At 37.7% G+C, this 22,760-nt stretch carries 19 protein-coding genes and 1 tRNA gene; 12 read left to right on the top strand and 8 right to left on the bottom strand.

Annotation, left to right across the window (positions count from 1 at the left end; translation table 11 throughout):
• Window positions 1-132: 132 nt before the first annotated feature.
• A complete protein-coding gene (locus ACE1MS_RS20310; protein ID WP_230584376.1) occupies window positions 133-1,839 on the bottom strand; it encodes a sigma-54 interaction domain-containing protein in 1,707 nt (568 codons plus the stop codon).
• 153 nt (window positions 1,840-1,992) lie between these two features.
• On the opposite strand from ACE1MS_RS20310, the gene ACE1MS_RS20305 reads away from it, so the two are divergent.
• The 5 genes from ACE1MS_RS20305 to ACE1MS_RS20285 are packed head-to-tail and all read left to right on the top strand — an operon-like array spanning window position 1,993 to window position 7,506.
• On the top strand, window positions 1,993-3,174 hold the full coding sequence (locus ACE1MS_RS20305; protein WP_031416271.1) for an NAD(P)/FAD-dependent oxidoreductase: 1,182 nt from the start codon (window positions 1,993-1,995) through the stop codon (window positions 3,172-3,174).
• Window positions 3,171-4,190 (top strand): proline racemase family protein, encoded by a 1,020-nt coding sequence (locus ACE1MS_RS20300; RefSeq protein ID WP_012291917.1) that lies wholly within the window; start codon window positions 3,171-3,173, stop codon window positions 4,188-4,190. Before ACE1MS_RS20305 ends, ACE1MS_RS20300 begins: the two co-directional genes overlap by 4 nt.
• Before the next feature lie 12 nt (window positions 4,191-4,202).
• Window positions 4,203-5,075 carry a proline racemase family protein gene (locus ACE1MS_RS20295; protein WP_036163909.1) on the top strand — a complete coding sequence of 291 codons (873 nt, stop codon included), beginning with the start codon at window positions 4,203-4,205 and terminating at the stop codon, window positions 5,073-5,075.
• 27 nt (window positions 5,076-5,102) lie between these two features.
• A complete protein-coding gene (gene dapA, locus ACE1MS_RS20290; protein ID WP_036163911.1) occupies window positions 5,103-6,005 on the top strand; it encodes a 4-hydroxy-tetrahydrodipicolinate synthase in 903 nt (300 codons plus the stop codon).
• Window positions 6,006-6,024: 19 nt separating this feature from the next.
• Entirely contained in the window at window positions 6,025-7,506 is a 1,482-nt protein-coding gene (locus tag ACE1MS_RS20285; RefSeq protein WP_447402586.1) for an aldehyde dehydrogenase family protein, read from the top strand.
• A gap of 69 nt (window positions 7,507-7,575) precedes the next feature.
• Here ACE1MS_RS20285 and rpoN read toward each other — a convergent pair whose 3' ends face one another.
• A complete protein-coding gene (gene rpoN / locus ACE1MS_RS20280) occupies window positions 7,576-8,862 on the bottom strand; it encodes an RNA polymerase factor sigma-54 (protein WP_012291921.1) in 1,287 nt (428 codons plus the stop codon).
• 181 nt (window positions 8,863-9,043) lie between these two features.
• Window positions 9,044-10,108, bottom strand: a complete 1,065-nt coding sequence (locus ACE1MS_RS20275; RefSeq protein ID WP_012291922.1) for a M24 family metallopeptidase — start codon at window positions 10,106-10,108, stop codon at window positions 9,044-9,046.
• Window positions 10,109-10,246: 138 nt separating this feature from the next.
• Between ACE1MS_RS20275 and ACE1MS_RS20270 the strand changes: the two genes are divergently transcribed.
• The gene (locus tag ACE1MS_RS20270) at window positions 10,247-11,923 is read left to right on the top strand and encodes a peptide ABC transporter substrate-binding protein (protein WP_012291923.1); all 1,677 of its coding nucleotides are present in this window, start codon (window positions 10,247-10,249) and stop codon (window positions 11,921-11,923) included.
• Between the two features lie 40 nt (window positions 11,924-11,963).
• Here ACE1MS_RS20270 and ACE1MS_RS20265 read toward each other — a convergent pair whose 3' ends face one another.
• From ACE1MS_RS20265 to opp3b, 4 genes are read right to left on the bottom strand one after another with little or no spacing between them, the layout of a single operon-like run.
• A complete protein-coding gene (locus tag ACE1MS_RS20265; protein WP_230591226.1) occupies window positions 11,964-12,329 on the bottom strand; it encodes a DUF3899 domain-containing protein in 366 nt (121 codons plus the stop codon).
• Window positions 12,326-14,317, bottom strand: coding sequence for an ABC transporter ATP-binding protein (locus ACE1MS_RS20260; RefSeq protein ID WP_325882191.1), 1,992 nt, complete (start codon window positions 14,315-14,317; stop codon window positions 12,326-12,328). The genes ACE1MS_RS20265 and ACE1MS_RS20260 overlap by 4 nt, the downstream gene beginning before the upstream one ends.
• A gap of 13 nt (window positions 14,318-14,330) precedes the next feature.
• Entirely contained in the window at window positions 14,331-15,362 is a 1,032-nt protein-coding gene (gene opp3C, locus ACE1MS_RS20255; protein ID WP_012291927.1) for an oligopeptide ABC transporter permease, read from the bottom strand.
• Entirely contained in the window at window positions 15,359-16,288 is a 930-nt protein-coding gene (opp3b, locus tag ACE1MS_RS20250) for an oligopeptide ABC transporter permease (RefSeq protein WP_036163920.1), read from the bottom strand. Before opp3b ends, opp3C begins: the two co-directional genes overlap by 4 nt.
• Before the next feature lie 149 nt (window positions 16,289-16,437).
• Here opp3b and ACE1MS_RS20245 point away from each other — a divergent pair.
• The 6 genes from ACE1MS_RS20245 (at window position 16,438) to tsaD (ending at window position 20,212) form a co-directional block, all read left to right on the top strand.
• Window positions 16,438-16,513, top strand: a tRNA-Asp gene (locus tag ACE1MS_RS20245).
• 471 nt (window positions 16,514-16,984) lie between these two features.
• Window positions 16,985-17,323: a hypothetical protein gene (locus tag ACE1MS_RS20240; protein WP_426390006.1), complete on the top strand. Its 339-nt coding sequence runs from the start codon at window positions 16,985-16,987 to the stop codon at window positions 17,321-17,323.
• A 274-nt stretch (window positions 17,324-17,597) separates the two neighbouring features.
• Entirely contained in the window at window positions 17,598-18,047 is a 450-nt protein-coding gene (gene tsaE / locus ACE1MS_RS20235; protein ID WP_012291930.1) for a tRNA (adenosine(37)-N6)-threonylcarbamoyltransferase complex ATPase subunit type 1 TsaE, read from the top strand.
• Window positions 18,044-18,751: a tRNA (adenosine(37)-N6)-threonylcarbamoyltransferase complex dimerization subunit type 1 TsaB gene (tsaB, locus tag ACE1MS_RS20230; protein ID WP_036215858.1), complete on the top strand. Its 708-nt coding sequence runs from the start codon at window positions 18,044-18,046 to the stop codon at window positions 18,749-18,751. Before tsaE ends, tsaB begins: the two co-directional genes overlap by 4 nt.
• Window positions 18,744-19,196 carry a ribosomal protein S18-alanine N-acetyltransferase gene (rimI, locus tag ACE1MS_RS20225; protein ID WP_036160375.1) on the top strand — a complete coding sequence of 151 codons (453 nt, stop codon included), beginning with the start codon at window positions 18,744-18,746 and terminating at the stop codon, window positions 19,194-19,196. The genes tsaB and rimI overlap by 8 nt, the downstream gene beginning before the upstream one ends.
• Window positions 19,196-20,212, top strand: a complete 1,017-nt coding sequence (tsaD, locus tag ACE1MS_RS20220) for a tRNA (adenosine(37)-N6)-threonylcarbamoyltransferase complex transferase subunit TsaD (protein WP_012291933.1) — start codon at window positions 19,196-19,198, stop codon at window positions 20,210-20,212. The genes rimI and tsaD overlap by 1 nt, the downstream gene beginning before the upstream one ends.
• A gap of 438 nt (window positions 20,213-20,650) precedes the next feature.
• Here tsaD and abc-f read toward each other — a convergent pair whose 3' ends face one another.
• On the bottom strand, window positions 20,651-22,594 hold the full coding sequence (gene abc-f, locus ACE1MS_RS20215) for a ribosomal protection-like ABC-F family protein (protein ID WP_036160378.1): 1,944 nt from the start codon (window positions 22,592-22,594) through the stop codon (window positions 20,651-20,653).
• Window positions 22,595-22,760 lie beyond the last annotated feature (166 nt).

Raw genomic sequence — 22,760 nt, 5'->3', positions numbered from 1 at the left:
ACCTCTACTATATAAAATACTTAACATAGTACATAGTGCAAAAACTATGCCAAAGAAAAAAATAAATATGAAGGGGATATCTAGTTGAATGTGAATAATGTGTATAAAAATATTGACATATATTTAATAAAATTAGACATCTATGTTTAATTTCTTTAATCGATTATATAAAGTGGCGCGAGTAATACCTAAGTTTTTAGCACATGTTTTTTTATTACCATTTACTTTGGCAAGCTGGTCTAAAATTATTTCACGTTCATAATGTTCAAGCTGATTGTTAAGCTCTGTTCCTAGAGGAAAATCTATCTTAACGTCCATTGCTTTATCTTTTGGCATCACCGCTAAAATATCAGTAGGGAGGTCTTCCATATGAATGGCCCCCTCATCAGAAAATACAACCAGTCGCTCGATAACGTTCGATAATTCACGGACATTGCCTGGCCAATGGTATTTTAAAAGAGCATTTGCTATTTCAGTTGGGATTCCTTGAATAGGTCGATTATATTTAATTGACTTTTCATATAAAAAGTAATTGCTAATTTCTAATATATCTGATGCCCGCTCCCTAAGAGGAGGAACGGTGAAATTCACCACATTTAGTCGATAATATAAATCTTCTCTAAATTTCCCCTCTGCCACCAATTGCTTCAAATCTCTATTAGTAGCTGCTACTAGGTTAAATTCGACATCCATTTCCTTTGTACCACCAACTGTATAAAAGGTCTTTTCCTGTAGTAATCGCAAAATTTTGACTTGCATTTCTAATGGCATCTCACCGATTTCATCTAAAAATAAAGTACCTCCACGTGCAAGCTCTACCTTACCTTTTTTTCCTTTTTGATGGGCACCAGAAAAAGCTCCTTTTTCATAACCAAAAATCTCACTTTCAAATAGGCCACTTGGAATGGCACCACAATTGATAGCAACAAAGGGTGCTTCAGACTTTTCTCGAATAGCATGAACCGCACGTGCAAATAATTCTTTACCAACGCCACTCTCTCCGTAAATTAAAATATTTGCCTCTGTTTCTGCGACCTTTTTTACTTTTTCTAATACTTCTTTAAGCTTTGGACTATTGCCACGAATAAGGGTAAACGGGTCAAATGCTAAACCATTAGTACTCATCTGTTTCTCTAAATTTAATAATTTCTCAGATGTAATATGGAGCTCTTCGTTTAATTTTTTGACATGGGTAATATCTGTTTCAGCAACGACTGCCCCAATTGTCTTATTATGCAGCATAACTGGATTAGAATTAATCATGACGACGAGATCTTCCCGAGGAAAATGCTGCTGTTGATAAACAGATTTTCTATGCTGTAAAGTATGTAAAATTTCTAGTTGATCTTCTTTGAAAAAATGAGTGATTGGCTTTCCAATAATATTTTCTCCTGACACAGAAAAAATGCTTTCGGCTCCTTTCGTCCAATAAACTACATTTTGTTCAGCATCAATGACTGTGCATGATTCATTTATTGTATTTAAAATGGTTTGTAAATAAGCATTTCCACATTCTAATTCATAGGCAAGATCGTAGGCTAAGGACTCTCTCCGTAAATATCCTAAATATTTTTTTTCCTCATTACAAACTAGTAAAAATTCGTATTCCTTCATATATTCAATAGCATTCTTGAGTGGGCAATCCAACTGGATGGTATGACAGGCAACATAGTGAACATCGTTTTTTCTTTTACCGCGAACTGCTCCATAAGGTTTATGATTTTCAATCACAAAATATTGCTTGCTGGCATCGTTTATTTTGGAAACAATATCGTCAGTAGATGTTATAGCAAAATTACGCTTTAATATTTTATTCATTATTAAATGATATGGATGCAAGGTAAGTACCCCCTCATTGTTAATTTGTCTAATTATTTAGAATAATATAAATAATTTTGACACATAGTGCCTAGTTTATCAAACAAATTCCAGTTTGGGAGGTTGGCATGTTTTTTGCATCATACAGTCATGAATAGAAAGGAGGAGGGAGATATGAAGAATTCCCATCATGATATCGTAATTATTGGCGGTGGCATTATTGGTGGAGCAATAGCTTATTATTGTGCAAAGGCGGGCCTAGATATCACAGTACTTGAAAAAAACGAACTTGCAAGTGGGACTTCTTCCCGTTGTGATGGCAATATTTTAGCTATTGATAAAGATCCTGGCTTTGACAGTCAAATGTCTTTAGTCAGTCAAAGATTGGTTCATGAGTTAAATAGAGAGTTAGATATGAGCTTTGAATACCGGAATCCTGGCAGCATTCTTGTTTGTGAAAGTGAGCTAGAGATGGAGGCTGCACAGCAATGGGTTAATCGTCAACAAGAGGCGGGTCTAGATTTTACAATGTTAGATCGTGAGGACCTGCGGAACGAATCAAAATACTTCGCAGATGATTTATACGGTGGATTGGAATGTAAAACGGATTCAACAGTGAACCCATACATGCTGACATTTTCTATGTTTCACTCCGCTGAGAAATTGGGTGCAAAGATAAAAAAACATACAGAGGTCAAAAATATTAAGAAGCAGCCAGATGATACATTTTCACTTGAAACGAATGAGGGGTGGATAACCGCAAATAAAGTCATTAATGCTTGCGGAATTTGGGCACCGTTTATTGGACAAATGCTTAGTGTTGATATTCCCATTAAACCTCGTAAAGGACATATTTTGGTGGCATCACGTCAGGAACCAGTAGGACTAAGAAAAGTTATGGAATTTGGTTATTTAATTTCAAAGTTTGGTGGAGAGCGTAAGGTGGATGCGGATATTGAAAAATACGGAGTAGCCTTAGTGTTTGAGCCGACAGAGGCACAAAATTTTTTAATAGGAAGTAGTCGAGAATTTGTAGGATTTGACACGAAGGTGAATCATGATGTGGCAAAAATGATTGCTAGACGTGCGGTACGCTTCTATCCAAAAATTGCTGATATGTCGATTATTCGTACATATGCAGGGTTAAGACCATGGACAGAAGATCATTTACCTATTATTTGTGAAGTAGAGGAAGTACCTGGCTTCTATATCGCTGCAGGTCATGAAGGAGATGGCATTAGCTTAGCTGCAGTTACCGGAAAGCTTATCCAAGAATTACTACAGCACAAAGATACATGCATTCCTACTGAACCGGTTCATCTTAGTCGTTTTCAGAAAGGAGTGCTTCACGAATGAATTTTCAAAAACTATTTACGACCATTGATACACACACGGGTGGAAATCCGACCCGTTCATTAATAAGTGGGATGCCCAAGCTTGAAGGCAAAACCATGTCTGAAAAAATGTTATTTATGCAAGAGAATTATGACTGGATTCGAAAATTTCTTATGAATGAGCCACGAGGGCATAGTGTAATGTCAGGTGTTATCATTACAGAACCTTGCCAACCAGAAGCCGATTTCGGAGTGATTTATATTGAAACAGGTGGTTATTTACCAATGTGTGGACATGACACAATAGGTGTTTGTACAGCACTTATTGAAGCGAATTTAATAGAGGTTACTACACCCTTTACAAATATAAAATTGGACACACCTGCAGGTTTAATTGATGTGCAGATTAAAGTAACGGATGGTGTAGCGAAGGAAGTGACCTTTAAAAATGTACCATCCTTTTTATTAAAAACAATTGAAATTAATGATTCTGAGCTAGGTGTAGTGGAATGTGAAATAGCATATGGTGGGAATTTTTACGGCATTATTGATGCTAGAAAAATCAATCTAGACTTAGCTGTAGACAATTCGACGAAGATTATTAACACGGCTATTCGTCTCCGCAATGCTGTGAATGCTGTGGAGGATATTGTCCATCCGGAGTACTCGTTTATCCATGGACTTACACATATTGAGTTTTATACAGATCCAGTTAACCCATTAGCTGATTTAAAAAATACAGTTGTTGTTCCGCCAGGAGGAATCGACCGTTCTCCTTGTGGCACTGGTACATCTGCCAAAATTGCTACACTCTATTTAAAAAATAAGCTCGTTCTCAATGAGTCCTTCGTCTATGAAAGTATTGTGGGGACAATGTTTAAAGCACGTGTACTAGAAGAAGTAACTATTAGTGGTTTAACAGCTGTTATTCCGGAGGTAACAGGGTCTGCATGGATAATGGGGATGCATCGATTTTTTTACAATGATCAGGACCCATTAAAAGAAGGCTATTTGATGATTCCACCAATGGATCACTAAGGGAGGATAAACATGAATTTTCATAAGTCTTTTCAAACGATAGATACACAAGTAGTGGGAGAAGCCTTTCGCATTATCGTGCAATCTCCAATCATGCTGATGCATGAAGATATTTTGGAAGCGGATCATCAGTTAAATACACAATTTGAAGATACAAAACAATTGCTGTTGAATGAGCCGAGAGGACATCGTGGAATGAATGGCTGTCTTGTTTTACCATCCGCTATTGCTTCCTATCGATTACTATTTTTCCAGCATGCAGCTTCTACAAATTTTAAGTATGAAGCACTTGTAGCCACAATGACTGCATTGATTGAACAAGGAACAATAGAACTCTCAAAAAATAATACTTACTCTATTGAAACAGTCAAAGGTGTCTATGAAGCCTATGTCAAGCTTTCTGAAAAGAGAGATGCAGTATTATCAGTTCATTTAATATTGAAGCCAGCACAATTAGAAGGTGAGCAAGTCATTATCGATAATGAGCGACGATACATTGTTGTAGAAAAACCACAGCAATTTAAAGCAATTGTTTTAGAAGAATTAGCAGAAATCAGTACATGGGGATTACTAGAAAGTGAGAAATATAGGACGGCAGATGGGGTCATTATGTATGAACAATTAAATAGCTCTGTCAGGTCCGTTACCTTTGAGCGAGATGGCTATATATTACGTTCACCTGGTGTAGACAGTATATTGGCATTAATAGCAGTTTTAGGGGAAGAGGCTGTCAGAAAAAATGAAAGTATTTTTGGTAGTAGCATTGAAATTATACAAAAACATGAAGCTGGCTACGAAGTTGCATTAACAGCTTATATCACAGGAATCCATCAATTTGTAGTGGACCGTGAAGATCCTTTGCATCATGGATTTATCATTGTGTAATAAAAGAGTTTAGAGGAGGAAGAAAAGATGAAAAAACTTGAAGGTGTATTTCCTGTATTAGTAACGCCGATGAAAAATCAAACAGACATTGATTGGGACGGTTACCGACAAAATATTGAACATTTTATTGAAGCTGGGGTCACAGGTATTGCTATTAATGGTAGTACGGGTGAATTTGTAAGTTTAACTAAAGAAGAACGGTTTAAAGCAGTAGAAGTAGCTGTAGATCAAATTAAAGGGCGAATGACATTGATTGTTGGGACAGCAGCTGAAACAACTGCAGAGGCAATCATCTATACACAGCAGGCAGAACAGGCTGGTGCAGATGCAGCATTATTAATTAATTCCTATTACGCACATCCAAAAGATGAGGAAATATATGTTCATTTTAAATCAGTAGCCGAATCTGTAAAATTTCCCATCATGATCTATAATAACCCGTTTACTTCGGGGGTAGATATTGGCTTAGAAACGATTTTAAAAGTAGGTAGAGATGTTCCAAATATTACACATATTAAAGAATCGAGCGGCAGTATTGGTAAAGCGCGTGATATCGTACGTCAAGGTCAAAATGATATAGAAGTATTTTGTGGCTCTGAGGACTTAGCTATCGAATCACTTTTAGTTGGGGCTGTTGGGTGGATTTCTGTATCTGGAAATATTGTGCCAGAGCTTGTCACAAAATTATATAGTCAAGTAAAAAAGGGGAACTTAGAGGCAGCTTGGGCAATTTACGATCGTTTATTACCTTTATGTGCATTTTTAGAGGGATCGGGTAAATATGTACAAATTACCAAACGTGCAATGGAATTAAAAGGGTGGGCAGGGGGACCCTGTCGTCTACCACGACTCCCACTAACAGAGGAAGAAGATGCACAACTAAAAGCAATTATGACAAATTTAGACGTACTGGCAATCGAACATTATTAATGTAAAAGGGGGAAGACCGATGGAGGCAGTGTTGACATTAAAGCCACAAATAAAGGAATTTCTGCAGTCTACAATTGGCTTATATATCGATGGTAAATATGTGCAAGCTCAATCAGGTAAAACATTAAATGTTTTAAATCCTGCTAATGAAGAGGTCATTGCCGTAGTAAGTGAAGCACAGGCAGAAGATATCGATCTAGCCGTGCATGCTGCTCAACAAGCTTTTGAAGGTCAATGGTCAATGATGGAGGCAGCTGAACGCTCACGAATTATTTATAAATTGGCAGATTTACTAGAAGAGCATCGTGAAGAGCTGGCACAGCTAGAATCATTAGACAATGGAAAACCATATAAAGCTGCTCTTGCAGATGATGTGGATGGCACAGTTCAACATTTCCGTTATTATGCAGGCTGGGCAACAAAAATTACAGGACAGACTGTACAAGTGTCAAAGGATTACTTAAATTACATTGTACATGAGCCCGTTGGAATTGTAGGTCAAATTATTCCTTGGAATTTTCCTCTTGCAATGGCGGCATGGAAGCTAGGGGCAGCGTTAGCTGTAGGATGTACGGTTGTCATCAAACCAGCAGCTGAAACGCCATTGTCGTTATTATATGTTGGCCAGTTAATGAAACAAGCTGGTTTTCCAGATGGTGTAGTAAATATTGTTCCAGGTACGGGAGAGGCGGGTGAAGCGATAGTTACACATAAAGGTGTAGCAAAAGTAGCCTTCACTGGGTCAACAAAGACGGGAATACACGTGATGAAAAAGGCTGCCGATGATGTGAAAAGTATAACATTAGAGCTTGGAGGAAAATCGCCTGCTATTGTGTTACCAGATGCAGATGTCGAGGAAGCGATCGAAGGAACTTTTGCTGGTACGATGTACAATCATGGACAAAACTGTAGTGCATGTACGCGGGTATTTGTGCATAGTAGTCTATACAATCTATTTATTGAACGACTCGCGGAAAAGGCTAAAGCATTAAAGATAGGGTCAGGTTTAGACCCAGAAACAGATATGGGTCCATTAGTGTCACAAAAGCAATTAAATACAGTTCTTGATTATATCGAAAAAGGAAAAGAGGAGGGTGCTCGTATAGTAGCAGGTGGCGATCGAGCACTGGAAAAGGGATATTTTGTCCAACCAACTATCTTTGCTGATGTACAGGACACGATGATAATTGCTCAAGAAGAGATTTTCGGACCAGTGATGTCCATTCTGTCGTTTGAAACAGTAGATGAGGTAATCGTACGTGCTAATAATAGTAAGTATGGACTTGCTGCAAGCATTTGGACTGAAAATGTAAAAAAGGCACATTATATAGCTAGTAAACTACAAGCTGGGACCGTATGGATTAATGATTTCGGTTTAGAATGGGAAACGATGCCATTTGGTGGTTACAAACAGTCAGGAATTGGTCGCGAAATGGGCGGTGAATATGGTTTGTCCAATTACACTGAAGTGAAAAGTGTATTTGTTAATATGAAGCAATAATTAGTGAGTATGCATTAAATTTGTATAGAAGTAAAAGGAGCTAACTTCAATAGATAGCTCCTTTTCACGTTATTTAAAAGGTATTATTTTACGTCTTGCCGAGGAGGGGATACTCATGTCCTCGCGATATTTAGCTATGGTACGTCGAGATATTTCAATACCTAAAGCAGAGTTAAAATATTCAGCTATTTTTTGATCAGAGAAGGGCTTTGCCTTATTTTCTGATTTGATATAGTCTGATAGCAAAGATTTTACCTTTATTTGTGACACACTATGACCATTTGCTGTCGACAATTTAGAGCTGAATAATTCTTTTAATTCAAATGTACCAAAAGCAGTTTGTACATACTTATTTGTTGTAATGCGACTAACCGTCGATTCATGAACATCTATTTGGTCAGCAATTTCACGCAACGTAAGTGGTTGTATGGCGTCAAGGCCATCAAGAAAGAACTTTCTTTGTTTTTCAATAAGGGCCTTCATAATGTTGATCATTGTATTTCGACGTTGTTCTATGCTGTTCACTAGCCAGTGGTAGTCAGCTAAGTGTTTTTTAAAATAACTCTTTTCTGAGGAATGAGCTTTTATATAAGGAAAGTAGTCAGCATGAATACTAACCTTTGGTAAATAATAATCGTTCAACGAAAAGGTAATCCCACCGTCCACAATATCAACAATAATATCTGGTATTGTTGTATGTACCAATTCCTGATAAAACAATGAGCTTAGCTTTGGCTGTAGTGATTGTATAAAAAGATAGATGATTTGTAAGTCATTTAGGGATATATCCAGCTCTTTTGATATTTTTTTCCAATTATTATGAGCGAGCTCTTCTAGATAATTAGAAATAATGGTATCGGCATGAGCAGGGCTGTTAGGACCATAAATAGTTTGTAATAGTAAACACTCTTTTAAATTGCGTGCACCGATTCCTAGAGGACCAATCGTTTGTAATAAATGAATGCCCTTTTCTATTTCTAGGTCATTATAAGAAGATTGTATGGATTGCTCATAATACCCATTGTCATCTAAATGGTAAATAATATGTTTTAAGAGCTGAATGTCCTTTTCATTATCAAAAGTTAGCCTGACCTGCTGAAACAGCTCATCACGGATATTTTTTTCACATTTTGTAGAAAGATGCCAATTGTTATAGTGTCTGCCACACGTTTTGGAAATCTGTAGATGCTCTTTAAATGTTGGTTCACTTAGCTCGATTAAAGGATTAACGAGTTCTTGTTCACGTATATATTGTTCTAGCTCCTGAGTTGAATATTGGAGTAGCTCAATTGCCTGACGAAGTTGGGCAGACATAACTATTTGTAATTCTTGTGTTTGTTTAATAGAAAGTTGCATACAAAAAACCTCGATTCTCTATCAATCTATCTAACTAATTTAGAAAAATATAGTGACAAGAAACTTTGACATGTGCAACAAAATGAATCCTAAGCTTTCAATAAAAAGCTCAAAATGTTGAAATAAAAGGTTTTAAAAAGTGTAAAAAAAGTAAACATCTTATAGTTAAAGTGTAAATAAATTATAAGATAATGAGTTCTTTTGGTGAATGTGTGATTACTTCAACACCATCTTTTGTAATGATGACATCATCTTCTATTCGAACACCTCCAACTTGTGGGAGGTAAATGCCAGGCTCCACGGTAAGTACCATATTCTCCTCTAAAACGTCTTCACAAACTGTCGACATAAATATATCCTCGTGAATATCTAGGCCAATGCCATGACCTGCTCCGTGTCCATAATTGTCCCCGTAGCCTTTAGCTGTAATGTAGTCTCGTGTATAGCTATCTGCATTTTGCCCCGTAATACCAGCCTTCATATTAGAAAGAGCATGTTGTAAGGAGTCGTAAACAATTTGATAAATCTCCTTTAATTGTTCAGGAGGCTCGCCGACTGCAATAGTTCTTGTCATGTCAGAACGATAGCCTTGATAATAAGCGCCAAAATCAAGTGTTAGCATGTCACCTTGCTCAATAACTTTTGAAGATGCCACACCATGCGGTAGAGCAGAGCGGTGGCCTGAAGCAACAATCATATCAAATGCTGCACCAGTTGCCCCGTTCTTACGCATATGAGATTCCAATTCATTGGCAATTTCAATTTCTGATAAACCCGGTTTAATGAATGTCAGAATATGCTTAAATGCCTCATCTGAAATCCAAGCTGCTTTCTTAATGATTTCAATTTCCTCTGGTGTCTTAATCATACGCAAATTTTCCACAATAGTAGATAAAGGCTTTAAAGTTGCTGTTAATTTATTAGCCATTAATTGATAAGTGTAGTAAGTTACGTGATGCTGTTCAAAGCCAACAGATTGAATAGATTCCTGATCTAAAATTTCTTGAATCATTTCATATAAACGATTGCGATCTATCTCATGAACCTCAAATGTTTTACTTTGCTCAGTTGCTTGCTGAGTATAGCGGAAGTCCACCAATAAAAGTGCACGTGTGTTAGTCACTATAACCGTTCCTGCACTTCCTGTAAATCCTGTTAAATAACGTCGGTTTTGTGCATTTGTAATAATAATTGCGCTCGTACCTTGTGCTTGTAGAGCATTTCTTAATTGTTCTAATTTTGACATGTTGTTATTCTCCCTTCTTTCATGAAATTATAATGCAAAATCCGTGCCAATTTTTAAAAAATTAGAATCGGCATGGAAATTGCATAGATTTTTATAGTGCGATTTCTTTCGTGCAATAAACATAAAGGGGTTTTGAGGATGGCTAAAAAAACAAAATGGCTCTTCGTATTGTTAGGATTAATGCTCGTTATATTGGTAGGGTGCTACGGAAAACCAACTTCTGGAAATACTGCTAAAAGTAATGAATCAGACAATGCAACTGCTGATGGGGACGACAATATTGCTACACAGGAGCTTCATTTAGTGGCAACAGGAGATTTAACGACGATGAGCTCTTTGGGGAGTGTAGATGCACTTGCTGTAACAGCAATGAACTCTGTATTTGAGGGATTATATCGTATAGGTCCTGAAAATACACCCATCCCAGGAATGGCGGAGTCACATGAAGTTTCGGAAGATGGTACAGTATATACATTTAAAATACGGAAAGATGCTGTTTGGAGTAATGGGTCTCCAGTGACGGCATATGATTTTGAGTATGCGTGGAAAAGAGCAATAAATCCCGAAACTCAAGCAATTTATTCATACTTAATGTTAGATATAAAAAATGCTGCCAATGTGCAAACAGAAGAGGATCCCCTTTATGGGAAGGTGGAGGAAATTGGTATTAAAGCTTTAAATGATGATACATTAGAAGTGCAGCTAAATGCGCCCATCCCATACTTTATTAGCTTAACGACGTATGCCCCGTTTTTCCCATTAAATAAAGAATTTACAGAGTCCCAAGGTGATCAATATGCGCTAGAAGCGGATAATATGATCTATAATGGGCCTTTCATGATGGAATCTTGGCAACATGGTCAAGGATGGACATTCGTTAAAAATGAAAGTTATTGGGATAAGGACACTGTAAAGCTTACTAAAATTACGCAAAAAATTGTTAAAGATACAGCAACGGCTGTCAATCTCTATGAGGCTGGTGAAATAGATACTGCCGAGTTATCTAGTGAGTATGTGGCTCAATATAAAGATAGTCCAGAGTATTCTACGTTTTTAAAGCCAAATACGTATTTTATTCGTATGAATCATGAGAATAAATATTTATCTAATCTAAACATTCGTAAAGCCATTGATATGGCATGGGACAAACAAGGCTTCGCTGATGTGATATTGCAGGATGGTTCCATCCCTGCTTACTATTTAGTACCACAGGGATTATCAACAGATGACAAGGGGAATGATTTCCGTGATGGCAACGGCGATATGAATAAAACAGATATCGAGCTAGCAAAGGAAGCGTGGGCTACTGGATTAAAGGAACTTGGTGTAGACCAAGTAAAGCTGGAGTTTTTAACATATGACCGTGCAGAGTCTAAGAAAGCAGCTGAATTTATTAAAAATCAACTGGAGACGAATTTAGAGGGCTTAGAGCTAACAATTAATATGCAGCCGAATAAGCAAAAGCTTGCATTAGAGGGGGCTGTTGATTTTGATTTAGATTATGGTGGTTGGGGTCCTGACTATCAAGATCCTATGACTTACATTGAATTATTTGAGTCAACTGCTTATTATAATCAATCAAACTACAAAAATGAAAAAGTGGATGCATTCATTAAACAAGCGAAAACTACCTCTGATGTTACAGAGCGTTGGGAACTTATGCAGCAAGCCGAAAAATTAATGATGGAAGATGTAGCATTTGCCCCAACCTTCCAAAAGGGGTTAAGCCGTTTGACAAAACCATATGTAAAAAATTTATATGAGCATCCATTCTCAGCTGACATAAGCTATAAATGGGTAGAAATTGTAAAATAAAAAATGCTGTCCTCTTCTTTCAGAGGACAGCATTTTTTATTTATAGATAGAAAACTATAGATAAAATCGCTGTCGTAGAGCAGCCAATTATACCTGCTAATAAAAGCGGATAAGTAAAGTTGCAGGAGGGAGCATGAACAAATTCTAAATCACCATCTAATTCAAAGGCATAGACACCATTTTTAGTAACACGTGCAAAAAAACGTTTGAAGCTATAGGTGATACCATTAAAAAGCCCACCTTGCACAACAACCAATGAAGCACCTATAATTGTAGAGGTAAGTGATACAAGAAAAATATTGTTAATCAATGTTAAAAAAGTGATTGGTTGATGGAGGAACAAAATAAAGCTAAGGGAAACTATGATCATACAGCTAGCAAGTAAGAGGAAGGTCTTTTTTTTCAAAGTAATATACCTCCTTCTTGGGCAGAACGATAGTGGATAAGCTCCTCTTCTGTCAGCATAACAAAGTGACCAGGGCGTATCTCAACAAAGCTTTCACTTTCAGTATTTCGATTAGCTTGATAGGTAACTTCATTAAAAATAATGCGTTTGCGGTCTCGCTCTAGCTTAGGATCTGGTAATGGAATGGCTGATAATAATGACTTCGTATAAGGGTGTACTGGATAATCATAGAGTTCTTGACTGTTCGCTAACTCAACGATTTTTCCTTGATACATCACACCAATACGATCACTAATATATTTCACCATTGATAAGTCGTGTGCAATAAAAAGATAGGTCAATCCGCGTTCCTTTTGTAACTGTTTCAGCAGATTCACTATTTGTGCCTGAATGGAAACGTCCAATGCAGAAATAGGCTCGTCTGCAATGATGAGCTCAGGCTCTACAGCAAGGGCGCGTGCAATACCAATACGCTGACGCTGCCCACCACTAAGTTCATGAGGATAACGGTTTGCATACTCTTTTGTTAAGCCCACTATGTTTAATAACTCATATATTTTAGGCTTCCATTCACTTTTAGGCACTTCATGGATGGCCAATCCTTCTGCTATAATATCCATTATTTTCATACGCGGATTAAGAGAAGAATAGGGATCTTGAAAAATCATTTGCACCTTGCTATTGAAGGTAAGCTTGTCTTTTTTTGTTTGATTGTCATTGATATTACGACCATCAACAAGAATTTCCCCGCTCGTAATCGAATGGAGCCCAATAATGGAACGTCCAGTTGTAGATTTACCACAACCTGATTCTCCTACGAGGCCAAAAATTTCCCCTTTATAAATATCGAAAGTAATGCCATCTACAGCTTTATTAACTGAGTTTTTCCCTAAAGAGAAATGCTGCTTGACCTCTTTTAATGATAGATATGGATGTTCTTTATCTAAAATAGCTGATGCATTACGCTTCTCTTGCTGTACTTGAGCAAGGTGCTGATGAACCGGTACTATTTTAGGTGCGTGTTTATGCAATAACCAAGTTGCTGCGAAATGGGTGTCGCTGACCTGGAACATAGGTGGCTCCTCTATAAAGTCAATTTTTAGTGCATGTTTATTACGAGCTGCAAAGGCATCACCAGTAGGAGGATGAAGTAGGTTTGGTGGTGTCCCAGGAATAGCATACAATGAATTTGTACCCATATCAGGATTAGGCATGGCTGCCAGCAGTCCTTGTGTATAAGGATGTTGACAATGATAAAAAATTTCATCAACTAAGCCAATCTCAATGATTTTTCCAGCATACATCACGGCCACACGATTAGCCATTTTGGCGACAACACCTAAATCGTGGGTAATAAAGATAATGGATAAATTCATGTTTTGTTGTATATTTTTTAATAATTCTAAAATTTGTGCTTGGATCGAAACATCTAGTGCTGTGGTAGGCTCATCAGCAATAATAATACGTGGTTCACAAGCAAGGGCCATAGCAATGACGATTCGTTGGCGCATTCCTCCAGAAAATTGGTGTGGATACTGTTTATATCGTTTATCAGCTTCTTTAATACCAACGAGTTGCAATAGTTCTATAACACGGTTTGTTATTTGTTTGCCACGTAACGTCGTATGTTTTTTTATACTTTCTGCGATTTGGTGACCAATTGTCATCGTAGGGTTTAAAGCGGTCATTGGATCTTGAAAAATCATAGCTATTTCAGCTCCGCGTATTGCTCGAATTTCCTGCTCACTGGAAGATAAAATATCATGTCCGTTATAAAAAATATGGCCGCTTTTCACCATTGTTGACTCAGTTGGATTGAGACGAAGAAGGCTTTTCGAAGTCACTGATTTTCCTGAGCCAGACTCGCCAACAATAGCTAAGATTTCGCCCTCAAATAAATCAAATGAAATATTGCGTACGGCTTGTACCTCACCATTGTACGTGTTGAAGGAAACACTTAAATTTTTTACTTCTAATATTTTCTTCATTTAGAGCACCTTCCTATTTACGAGTTTTGGGATCGAATGCATCACGCAGTCCATCACCGAGTAAATTAAAGCTAATCATAATTAAGCTAATGACAATAGATGAAATAATCATGCCATGTGGATAAATTCTTAATAATTTATATGAATCGTTGACAATTGTCCCCAAAGAAGCAGTTGGAGGCTGTAGCCCTAGGCCAATGAAGCTTAATAGGGCTTCCGTGAAAATAGCACCTGGTATTGTAAATGTAGTCGCAACAATAATTGGCCCAAGCGTATTGGGAATTAAATGCTTCCATATGAGACGTTGGTTACTAGCACCAAGTGTTCGTGAAGCAAGCACATATTCATAAGATTTTAGCTTCAATATTTGTGCTCGAACAATTCGAGCCATACTAATCCAACCCACAATTACCATTGCAATCGTAATCGAAATAATTCCAGGCTTTAAAATAAGAATCAGCAGTATGTTCACAATTAATCCAGGTATACCGACCAACACTTCAATAATACGTTGCATAATATTATCTGCTCGACCACCATAAAATGCTGAAACAGCCCCATAAGCAACGCCTATAATTAGATCAATGGTTGCTGCTAAAAAAGCAATATAAAGAGAAATTCTTGTTCCTTCCCAGATACGTGTCCAAAGATCTCGCCCTAATTCATCTGTACCGAACCAAAAATATTCCCCAATACCTTTCGCTTCATATTGGTCTATGCCTCGGCTATCGACGCCATTCAAGCCTAAGAAGGAAATATTCTCAAGGATAGGGATTTTTGGCGGTAAATTAGTGCGTGCGATATTTTGTTCATCATAGCCATGGCTATTCATAAAAGGGCCGAAAATGGCAAGTAATAGAACAACAATAATAGTACATAGCCCAATAATAGCTGCTTTATTTTTTCGCAAACCCCGCCAGGCATCCTGCCAAAATGATTGCTCAGGACGATAGGTGAAATCATCCGTAATATCAGTTTCCGGTGCATATTCAAATAATTCCTTTGGATGGCTTTTAGTTGTACTATCTGTCAGTTTACTAGTCATGTATTATCGCCTCCTGTCACACGAATTCGGGGGTCAATCAATCCGTATAAAATATCGATAATTAAAACGACGGTTACAAATAACACCGCATAAAAAATAGTCGTTCCCATAATGAGCTGATAATCATTCGTTATAATTGAATTAACAAATTGCTCACCTAAACCTGGAATACTGAATATCTTTTCAATGACAAGTGAACCAGTAATAGTGTTAACGGTTAAAGGACCAATAATAGTCACGATTGGGATCATGGCATTTCGAATACCATGCTTTGTAATGATAATTGGCTTTGATAATCCTTTAGCTTTTGAGGTTAAGATATATTCTTGACTAAGGACTTCAAGCATTTCCATGCGCGTAAAACGAGCAATTGTTGCAACTACTCCAACTGCTAATGCAATTGTTGGTAAAATGGAATATTCAAAGCCATTCCAAAAGGCAATGGGTAACCAGCCCAATTTAACGCCAACCCAATACTGTAAAAAACCTGCAAAGACAAATGATGGAATGGATATACCTAGTACAGCTAATATTGTGGCACTATAGTCAATAATTGTGTTGTGTCTTAGAGCAGCGATAATGCCTAATAGAAGCCCAATAATTGTGCCTACTATTATGGCTTGAAAGCCCAAAATCGCCGATGCACCAATACGTTCTTTAATAATCTTAGTTACTGGACGGTTATCAAAGACAAAAGAAACTCCTAAATCCCCCTGTACAAGATTCGTTAAATAAATTCCGAATTGCACAGGAACGGGCTTGTCTAATCCATATTTTTTGTAAAGAAGCTCTTTTTGTGTCTCTGGAAGGCGTTCATCATTAAATGGTGAACCTGGCAAAGCTTTCATTAATAAAAATGACAGTAGGATAATAATAAAAAGCGTAATAATCATATATCCAATTCGTGTAAATATGTACCGAACCATGGCACCAACCTCCTACTAAAAAGTGTGTTAAAACTATTAAATTATTTGCAAGATTGATGCCAATTGTAAGGAAATAAGAGAAGAAAAAATATGAAAATATATATTGCATATCATTTTTTTATATGATATATTTATAAATGTCTTAAAGAGGTCCCGTGGTGTAGCGGTTAACATGCCTGCCTGTCACGCAGGAGATCGCCGGTTCGATCCCGGTCGGGACCGCCATTTATACTTGATATGATCGCTCTTATGTACTGTTACAGTCATAAGGGCTTTTTTGTATATAAGGAGGATTTTCTTTCTGCTTAGCTTTTTAATCATAAAATCTTTTCAAGCATTTGTTGTATGTATAAACGTAACACTCTATGAAGACCCAATGCACAGGGTGGAAACATAGAGGTTAAAAGCTTTACATTTGGTGAAGCCTTTATGACCAACCTCCCATTGATTTTAATGAAATAACATCTATTGCCCTAAATAACCCCACTACGTTCGCTTAAAAAACGCTCAATTTCAATGAATTTAGTTGAATTACTGCAGTAAGTCTAACGAATTGCATATATTTAACATTATCTAAAAATAGTAAAAATTACCGATAAATGATGATGATTTTATAAGGTAAAATGAGTTATGTTTCTAAAATAAAAACTAAGGGTAAAAATTAGAGGTAATTGGATTGACTACGGAGGTGTTTACATGAGCAAAGATCTATTTTCAAAATATTTTTATTTACCTTTGCTTATTGGTTCCATGTTAATGATGGTAGGCTGTGGAGATCCTATTATAGAGATTGAAGAAGCAAATACGTATCACTGGCAAAAAAATATGAACGAAGTAGAATTTGAGAAATTAAAAAATGATATGTCATATATTGAGGTAGTAGAGACAGCAGGTGGTGCAGGTAAAAAGGTGAAAAATAATGAATATCGTTGGAATGATGAAACCTTGTTGACTCAGGCTTATATAGTGAAATTTAAGGATGATAAATTAATTGCTAAAGAGATCGTAGCTGTAAAAGGCCATTCTAATCGATAGTTGTAAAAGAAGACATATTTGACTGTAGGCAGAAGCCATTGAGAAGGTTCACTCTCGATGGCTTTTTCTTCTTATCACATTCATTAAATGGATGCCCATGAGGATACTGATGCGACAATGAAAAATGGAATAATAATAGCTCCTTGAATCTAATCGTTTAATTGTTCACATATTTTTGGATTTTCAAAGCAAGTATAATGAGTATTGGATGCTTTGAACATTTTCGCTAGTTTAGGTAAACTAGAGGTAATGTAGTGATGAGAGGAAAAAGAATATGTATGAAATAATCATGAATTCACTTGATGATACAGAACGTTTTGCCAGCAAACTTGCAAATAAATTAGAAGCTCAGGATACGATTACATTAGAAGGTGATCTAGGTGCGGGGAAGACGACATTTACGAAAGCCTTGGCGAAGGAGCTAGGGGTCAAACGAACAGTCAACAGTCCAACATTTACGATTATTAAGCAGTATGAGGGAAGATTACCGTTTAATCATTTAGATGTATATAGGTTAGCAGAAAGTGATGAAGACCTTGGGTGGGACGAGCTTTTTTATGGAGATGCGGTATCAGTGGTCGAATGGGCGCATTTAATAGAACAGGATTTGCCACAGGATCGCCTAGCGATAGAGATTTACCGAATCGGAGAAAATGAACGACGCTTTGTGTTAATACCTCGAGGAGAACGCTATGAGGCACTATGTGAGGAGCTAATGAAATGATTTGGTTAGGAATAGAAACAGCAAATACACCACTTTCCATTGCAGTTATAAAGGACGGCAAAATAGTGGCCGAGATGGTACAAAATATAAAATTAACGCATTCTGCAGGTGCGATGCCAGCGATTGAAGAAATTCTAGCACGCATAGATGTAAAACCGAATGACTTGGATGCGATTGCAGTATCTGAAGGACCAGGTTCTTATACGGGTGTCCGTATAGGGGTGACATTAGCAAAAACATTAGCATGGACATTACAGAAACCTTTAGTGGGCGTATCTAGTTTAAAAGCATTGGCTGCCAACGCTGCCCTTTATAACGGGTTGGTTTGTCCAATTTTTGATGCTAGAAGACGCAATGTCTATACGGCAGTTTATCAAGGTGAAACTTTAGAGGCACTTGTGGAGGATCATCATGCACATATTGATGATGTATTAGTGCGTTTAAAGGCATTAGAGCAACCTATTCTATTTGTAGGAACAGATGTTGATATATTTTGGGAGAATATTGTGCAGATGCTTGGTGATAATGCGGTACGTGCACCATTTAGTATTGATTTGCCACGTGCGACGGAAGTCATTCATATAGCGACGAAAATGGAGTTACCGAGTGTCGAAGCTACCCATCACTTCGTTCCACAATATAAACGGATTGCCGAGGCTGAGGCAAACTGGCTGAAAGAACAGAAGGAGAAGGAACATGACTAGGAATGTAACTTATCGAAAAATGGTTTCGGACGATGTGCCAGCAGTTTATGAAATTGAATTGGCTTCATTTCCAGTGCCATGGACGTTAGATTCCTTTTACTACGAAGTGCATGAAAATCAGTATGCGCATTATGTGCTGGCTTTAGATGAAAATGGTAGTATTATTGGTTTTTGTGGAATGTGGATGGTCATAGATGCAGCTCAAATAACAAATGTAGCGGTAATTGAGCAGGCTCGTGGCAGAGGGATAGGCGAAGGATTGATGCGTGAGGCGATGCATATAGCGCGTTTACATGGAATGGAGGTTATGACGCTTGAGGTACGTGTAACAAATACGGTTGCACAAAATCTCTATCGCAAGCTTCATTTCCAAGATGGTGGTATACGGAAAGGCTATTATACTGATAACGGGGAGGATGCCCTTGTCATGTGGGTGAATTTATAATGAATAATGGGTTGATATTAGCAATAGAATCGAGCTGTGATGAAACAGCTGCAGCAATTATTCGAAATGGTCATGAAATTGTTTCGAATGTTGTTGCGTCACAAATAGAAAGCCACAAACGATTTGGTGGAGTTGTTCCTGAAATCGCTTCACGTCATCATGTTGAACAAATTACAGTGGTTATTGAGGAAGCTTTAGCACAAGCGAATATAAAGCCAGCCGATTTGGATGCTGTTGCCGTTACGGAGGGTCCAGGTTTAGTCGGTGCGCTGCTAATTGGCATAAATGCGGCTAAGGCGTTTGCTTTTGCCAATAATTTACCGATTATTGGTGTACATCATATTGCAGGTCATATTTATGCGAATGCTCTAGTCCAACCAATGGAGTTTCCTTTATTGGCACTTGTTGTATCAGGTGGGCATACGGAGCTTGTTTATATGAAGGAACATGGCTCCTTTGAGGTTATTGGTGAAACAAGAGATGATGCAGCAGGTGAGGCATATGATAAAGTGGCACGAGTTTTAAATTTACCTTATCCAGGTGGCCCACGCATTGATCAGCTCGCTCATGAGGGCGAAGAGGCTGTACCTTTTCCAAGAGTATGGTTAGAGGAGGGGTCTTATGATTTTAGCTTTAGTGGCTTAAAATCAGCGGTCATCAATTATAAACACAATATGGATCAACGTGGCGAAGCCATTTCACCAGCAGGCGTTGCAAAGGGCTTCCAGGAAAGCGTTGTCGAAGTACTAACAGCGAAAACATTGCGTGCTGCTCGCGAATATCAGGTGAAGCAGGTCATCGCAGCTGGCGGTGTAGCAGCCAATAAAGGCTTACGTGCTTCATTAGAGGCAGTGTTCACTGAGGAAGGGATTCCGTTTTTTGTACCACCACTCAAATTATGTACGGATAATGCGGCAATGATTGGAGCAGTTGCCATGCCAATGTATGAAGCGGGTATCCGAGGAAACTTAACGATGAATGGTCGTCCAGGAATGGAGTTAAAATCCTGGGTGTAGTAGTAAGGGAAGGAGGTATCTTATGGAAGATATCTCTTTTTTTATTTGTCGAAAATTTGTTGATAAAAAATGAATGTAATGAAGGGATTCGTAAAATAGTACACTTTAATTGACAAATTTTTCAGAAAATTATCCACAGGTAATGGAGCGAACTAAATACCGAACACGCGTACTTATGCACAAATTGTTGATAACTTGTGCATAACTTGTGATTATTCAATATATAGTAGCATGTTTTACACGGGATGATGTGGATAAAATAATTTTTAATTGTGGACAGTGTGGAAAACTCTGTTGATATGTTGGTATTACTAGATTTATGGTGTGAATAAAACTGTGGGCATTTTTTGTCGAAAAATAGCACTTGACCAATATATATGAAAAATGAAGGAGAGTAAAGAAAAAAGCCATGTGACAATGCACACGGCTTAAATCAAATTACATATTTATATGTTCTAATTCTTCATTTAACTCTAGCCACTCTAATTCTAAAAGCTCATGCTTCTCCTTTGCAGTAGCCAATTCGCCTTGCAGTTGGGCAATTTTTTCATGATCTGTAAAAATTGCAGGATCACAAAGAGCTTCCTCTAGCCTATCAATGATAGTCGTCGTTTCTTGCATCTTGCCTTCTAGTTCTTCGATAGCACGTCTTATTTGTCGTTCACGTTTTTTTGCCTCTTTATCAATTTTGGAGGTTGAGGTCTTATCAGGTAGAGCCTGCTGTAGTTGCGGTTGGGAAGCACTCTTCATTTGTGCTAGCTCAAACAGCTCCTGTTTTTTCTCTACATAATAATCATAGTCCCCTAAATATTCGAACGACCCAGTTCCAGACAACTCCACCACTTTGGTAGCGATACGATTAATGAAGTAGCGGTCATGAGAGACAAATAGAAGCGTTCCAGGATAATCGATCAAAGCATTTTCAAGAACCTCCTTACTATCTAAATCTAGATGGTTGGTAGGCTCGTCGAGAATTAAAAAATTGGCCTTTTGCATCATTAATTTTGAAAGTGCAAGGCGTGCTTTTTCACCACCTGATAAAGAAGAGACCACTTTATCGACATCTTCTCCACTAAATAGGAAGCGTCCCAATACAGTACGTATATCTTTTTCATTCATAAGCGGCCATTCATCCCATAGCTCTTTTAAGACACTTTTATTGCTCGAAAGCTTTGCTTGCTCTTGATCATAATAGCCAATTTGCACATTCGTACCATAACGGATATCACCTGCAAGAGGCGTTAAATCTTTTACAATCGTTTTTAATAATGTCGATTTACCAACCCCGTTTGGTCCAACAAGAGCAATTCGATCCTCGCGAAAAGTACGTAGCTTAATACCACTAGATATACGCTGATCGCCATAGCCGATTGTTAAATCATCAACGGATAAAACATCATTACCACTTTGACGTTCAATCGTAAAACCAAAACTAGCGGATTTTTCATCACCATCTGGCGATTCCATCCATTCTGTTCGTTCAAGCATTTTTCGTCGACTTTGTGCCATTTTTGTTGTAGAGGCACGTGCAATATTCTTTTGGATAAAATCTTCTAGCTTGGCCTTTTCATCTTGCTGACGCTCAAAAAGTTTGACATCACGTTCATAGTTTTTAGCTTTTACATCTAAATAAGCACTGTAGTTACCTGTATATTTTGTGACACGATGGCGTGATACTTCGTAGACAATAGAAACAACTTGGTCTAAGAAGTAGCGGTCATGGGAAACAATTAAAATAGCGCCTTCATAGCTCTTTAAATAAGATTCTAACCAAGATAATGTTTCAATATCTAAATGGTTCGTAGGCTCATCGAGAATTAGAAGATCTGGTTTACTAAGTAAGAGCTTAGCTAGTGCTAAGCGTGTGCGTTGGCCACCAGATAGGGAGCTAATGGGTTTATCGTAGTCTTCCGGATAGAATTGCATTCCATGAAGCACTGATCGCATGTCCGATTCATATTGATAGCCGCCAGCATCCTTAAAAGTATGCTGTAGTTGATCATATTCTGACATAACTTTCGCATACAAAGTAGGATTTTCATAAACAGTAGAATCTGCCATTTGCTGTTCGAGCGAGCGGAGCGTTTGTTCTTGGGCTAAAAGGGGTTCGAAAATGGTCATCATTTCATCCCAAATAGTTAACGTAGAATTTAATCCGGCATGTTGCTCTAAATAGCCAACCTGGATGCCCTTTGGAATAATGATATCCCCTGAGTCATAGGACATTTGCCCAGCGATTATTTTTAATAAAGTCGATTTACCTGCACCGTTTCGCCCTACTAAGGCAACACGATCACGGTGTTGAACTTCTAATTTCACACCACTCAAAATTTCATCTGCAAGAAAGGATTTAGTTAGTTGATTGACCTGTAAAACAATCATTCTTGACACCTCAATTCTACCTTAGTGTAATGGATGAACGATTTGCATGCAATGTCGGTGCTTTACTTATTCCAAGCAGTCATGTAAGATTGAAACGATTTCTTTTTAGTTAGCTGCGTACATAGCGCCATTAACTAAAGAGAAATACGCTAGTGGATTGCAAAAA

The sequence above is a fragment of the Lysinibacillus sp. fkY74-1 genome, from assembly GCF_053165895.1.
This window is presented reverse-complemented; position numbering and strand designations above follow the sequence as displayed.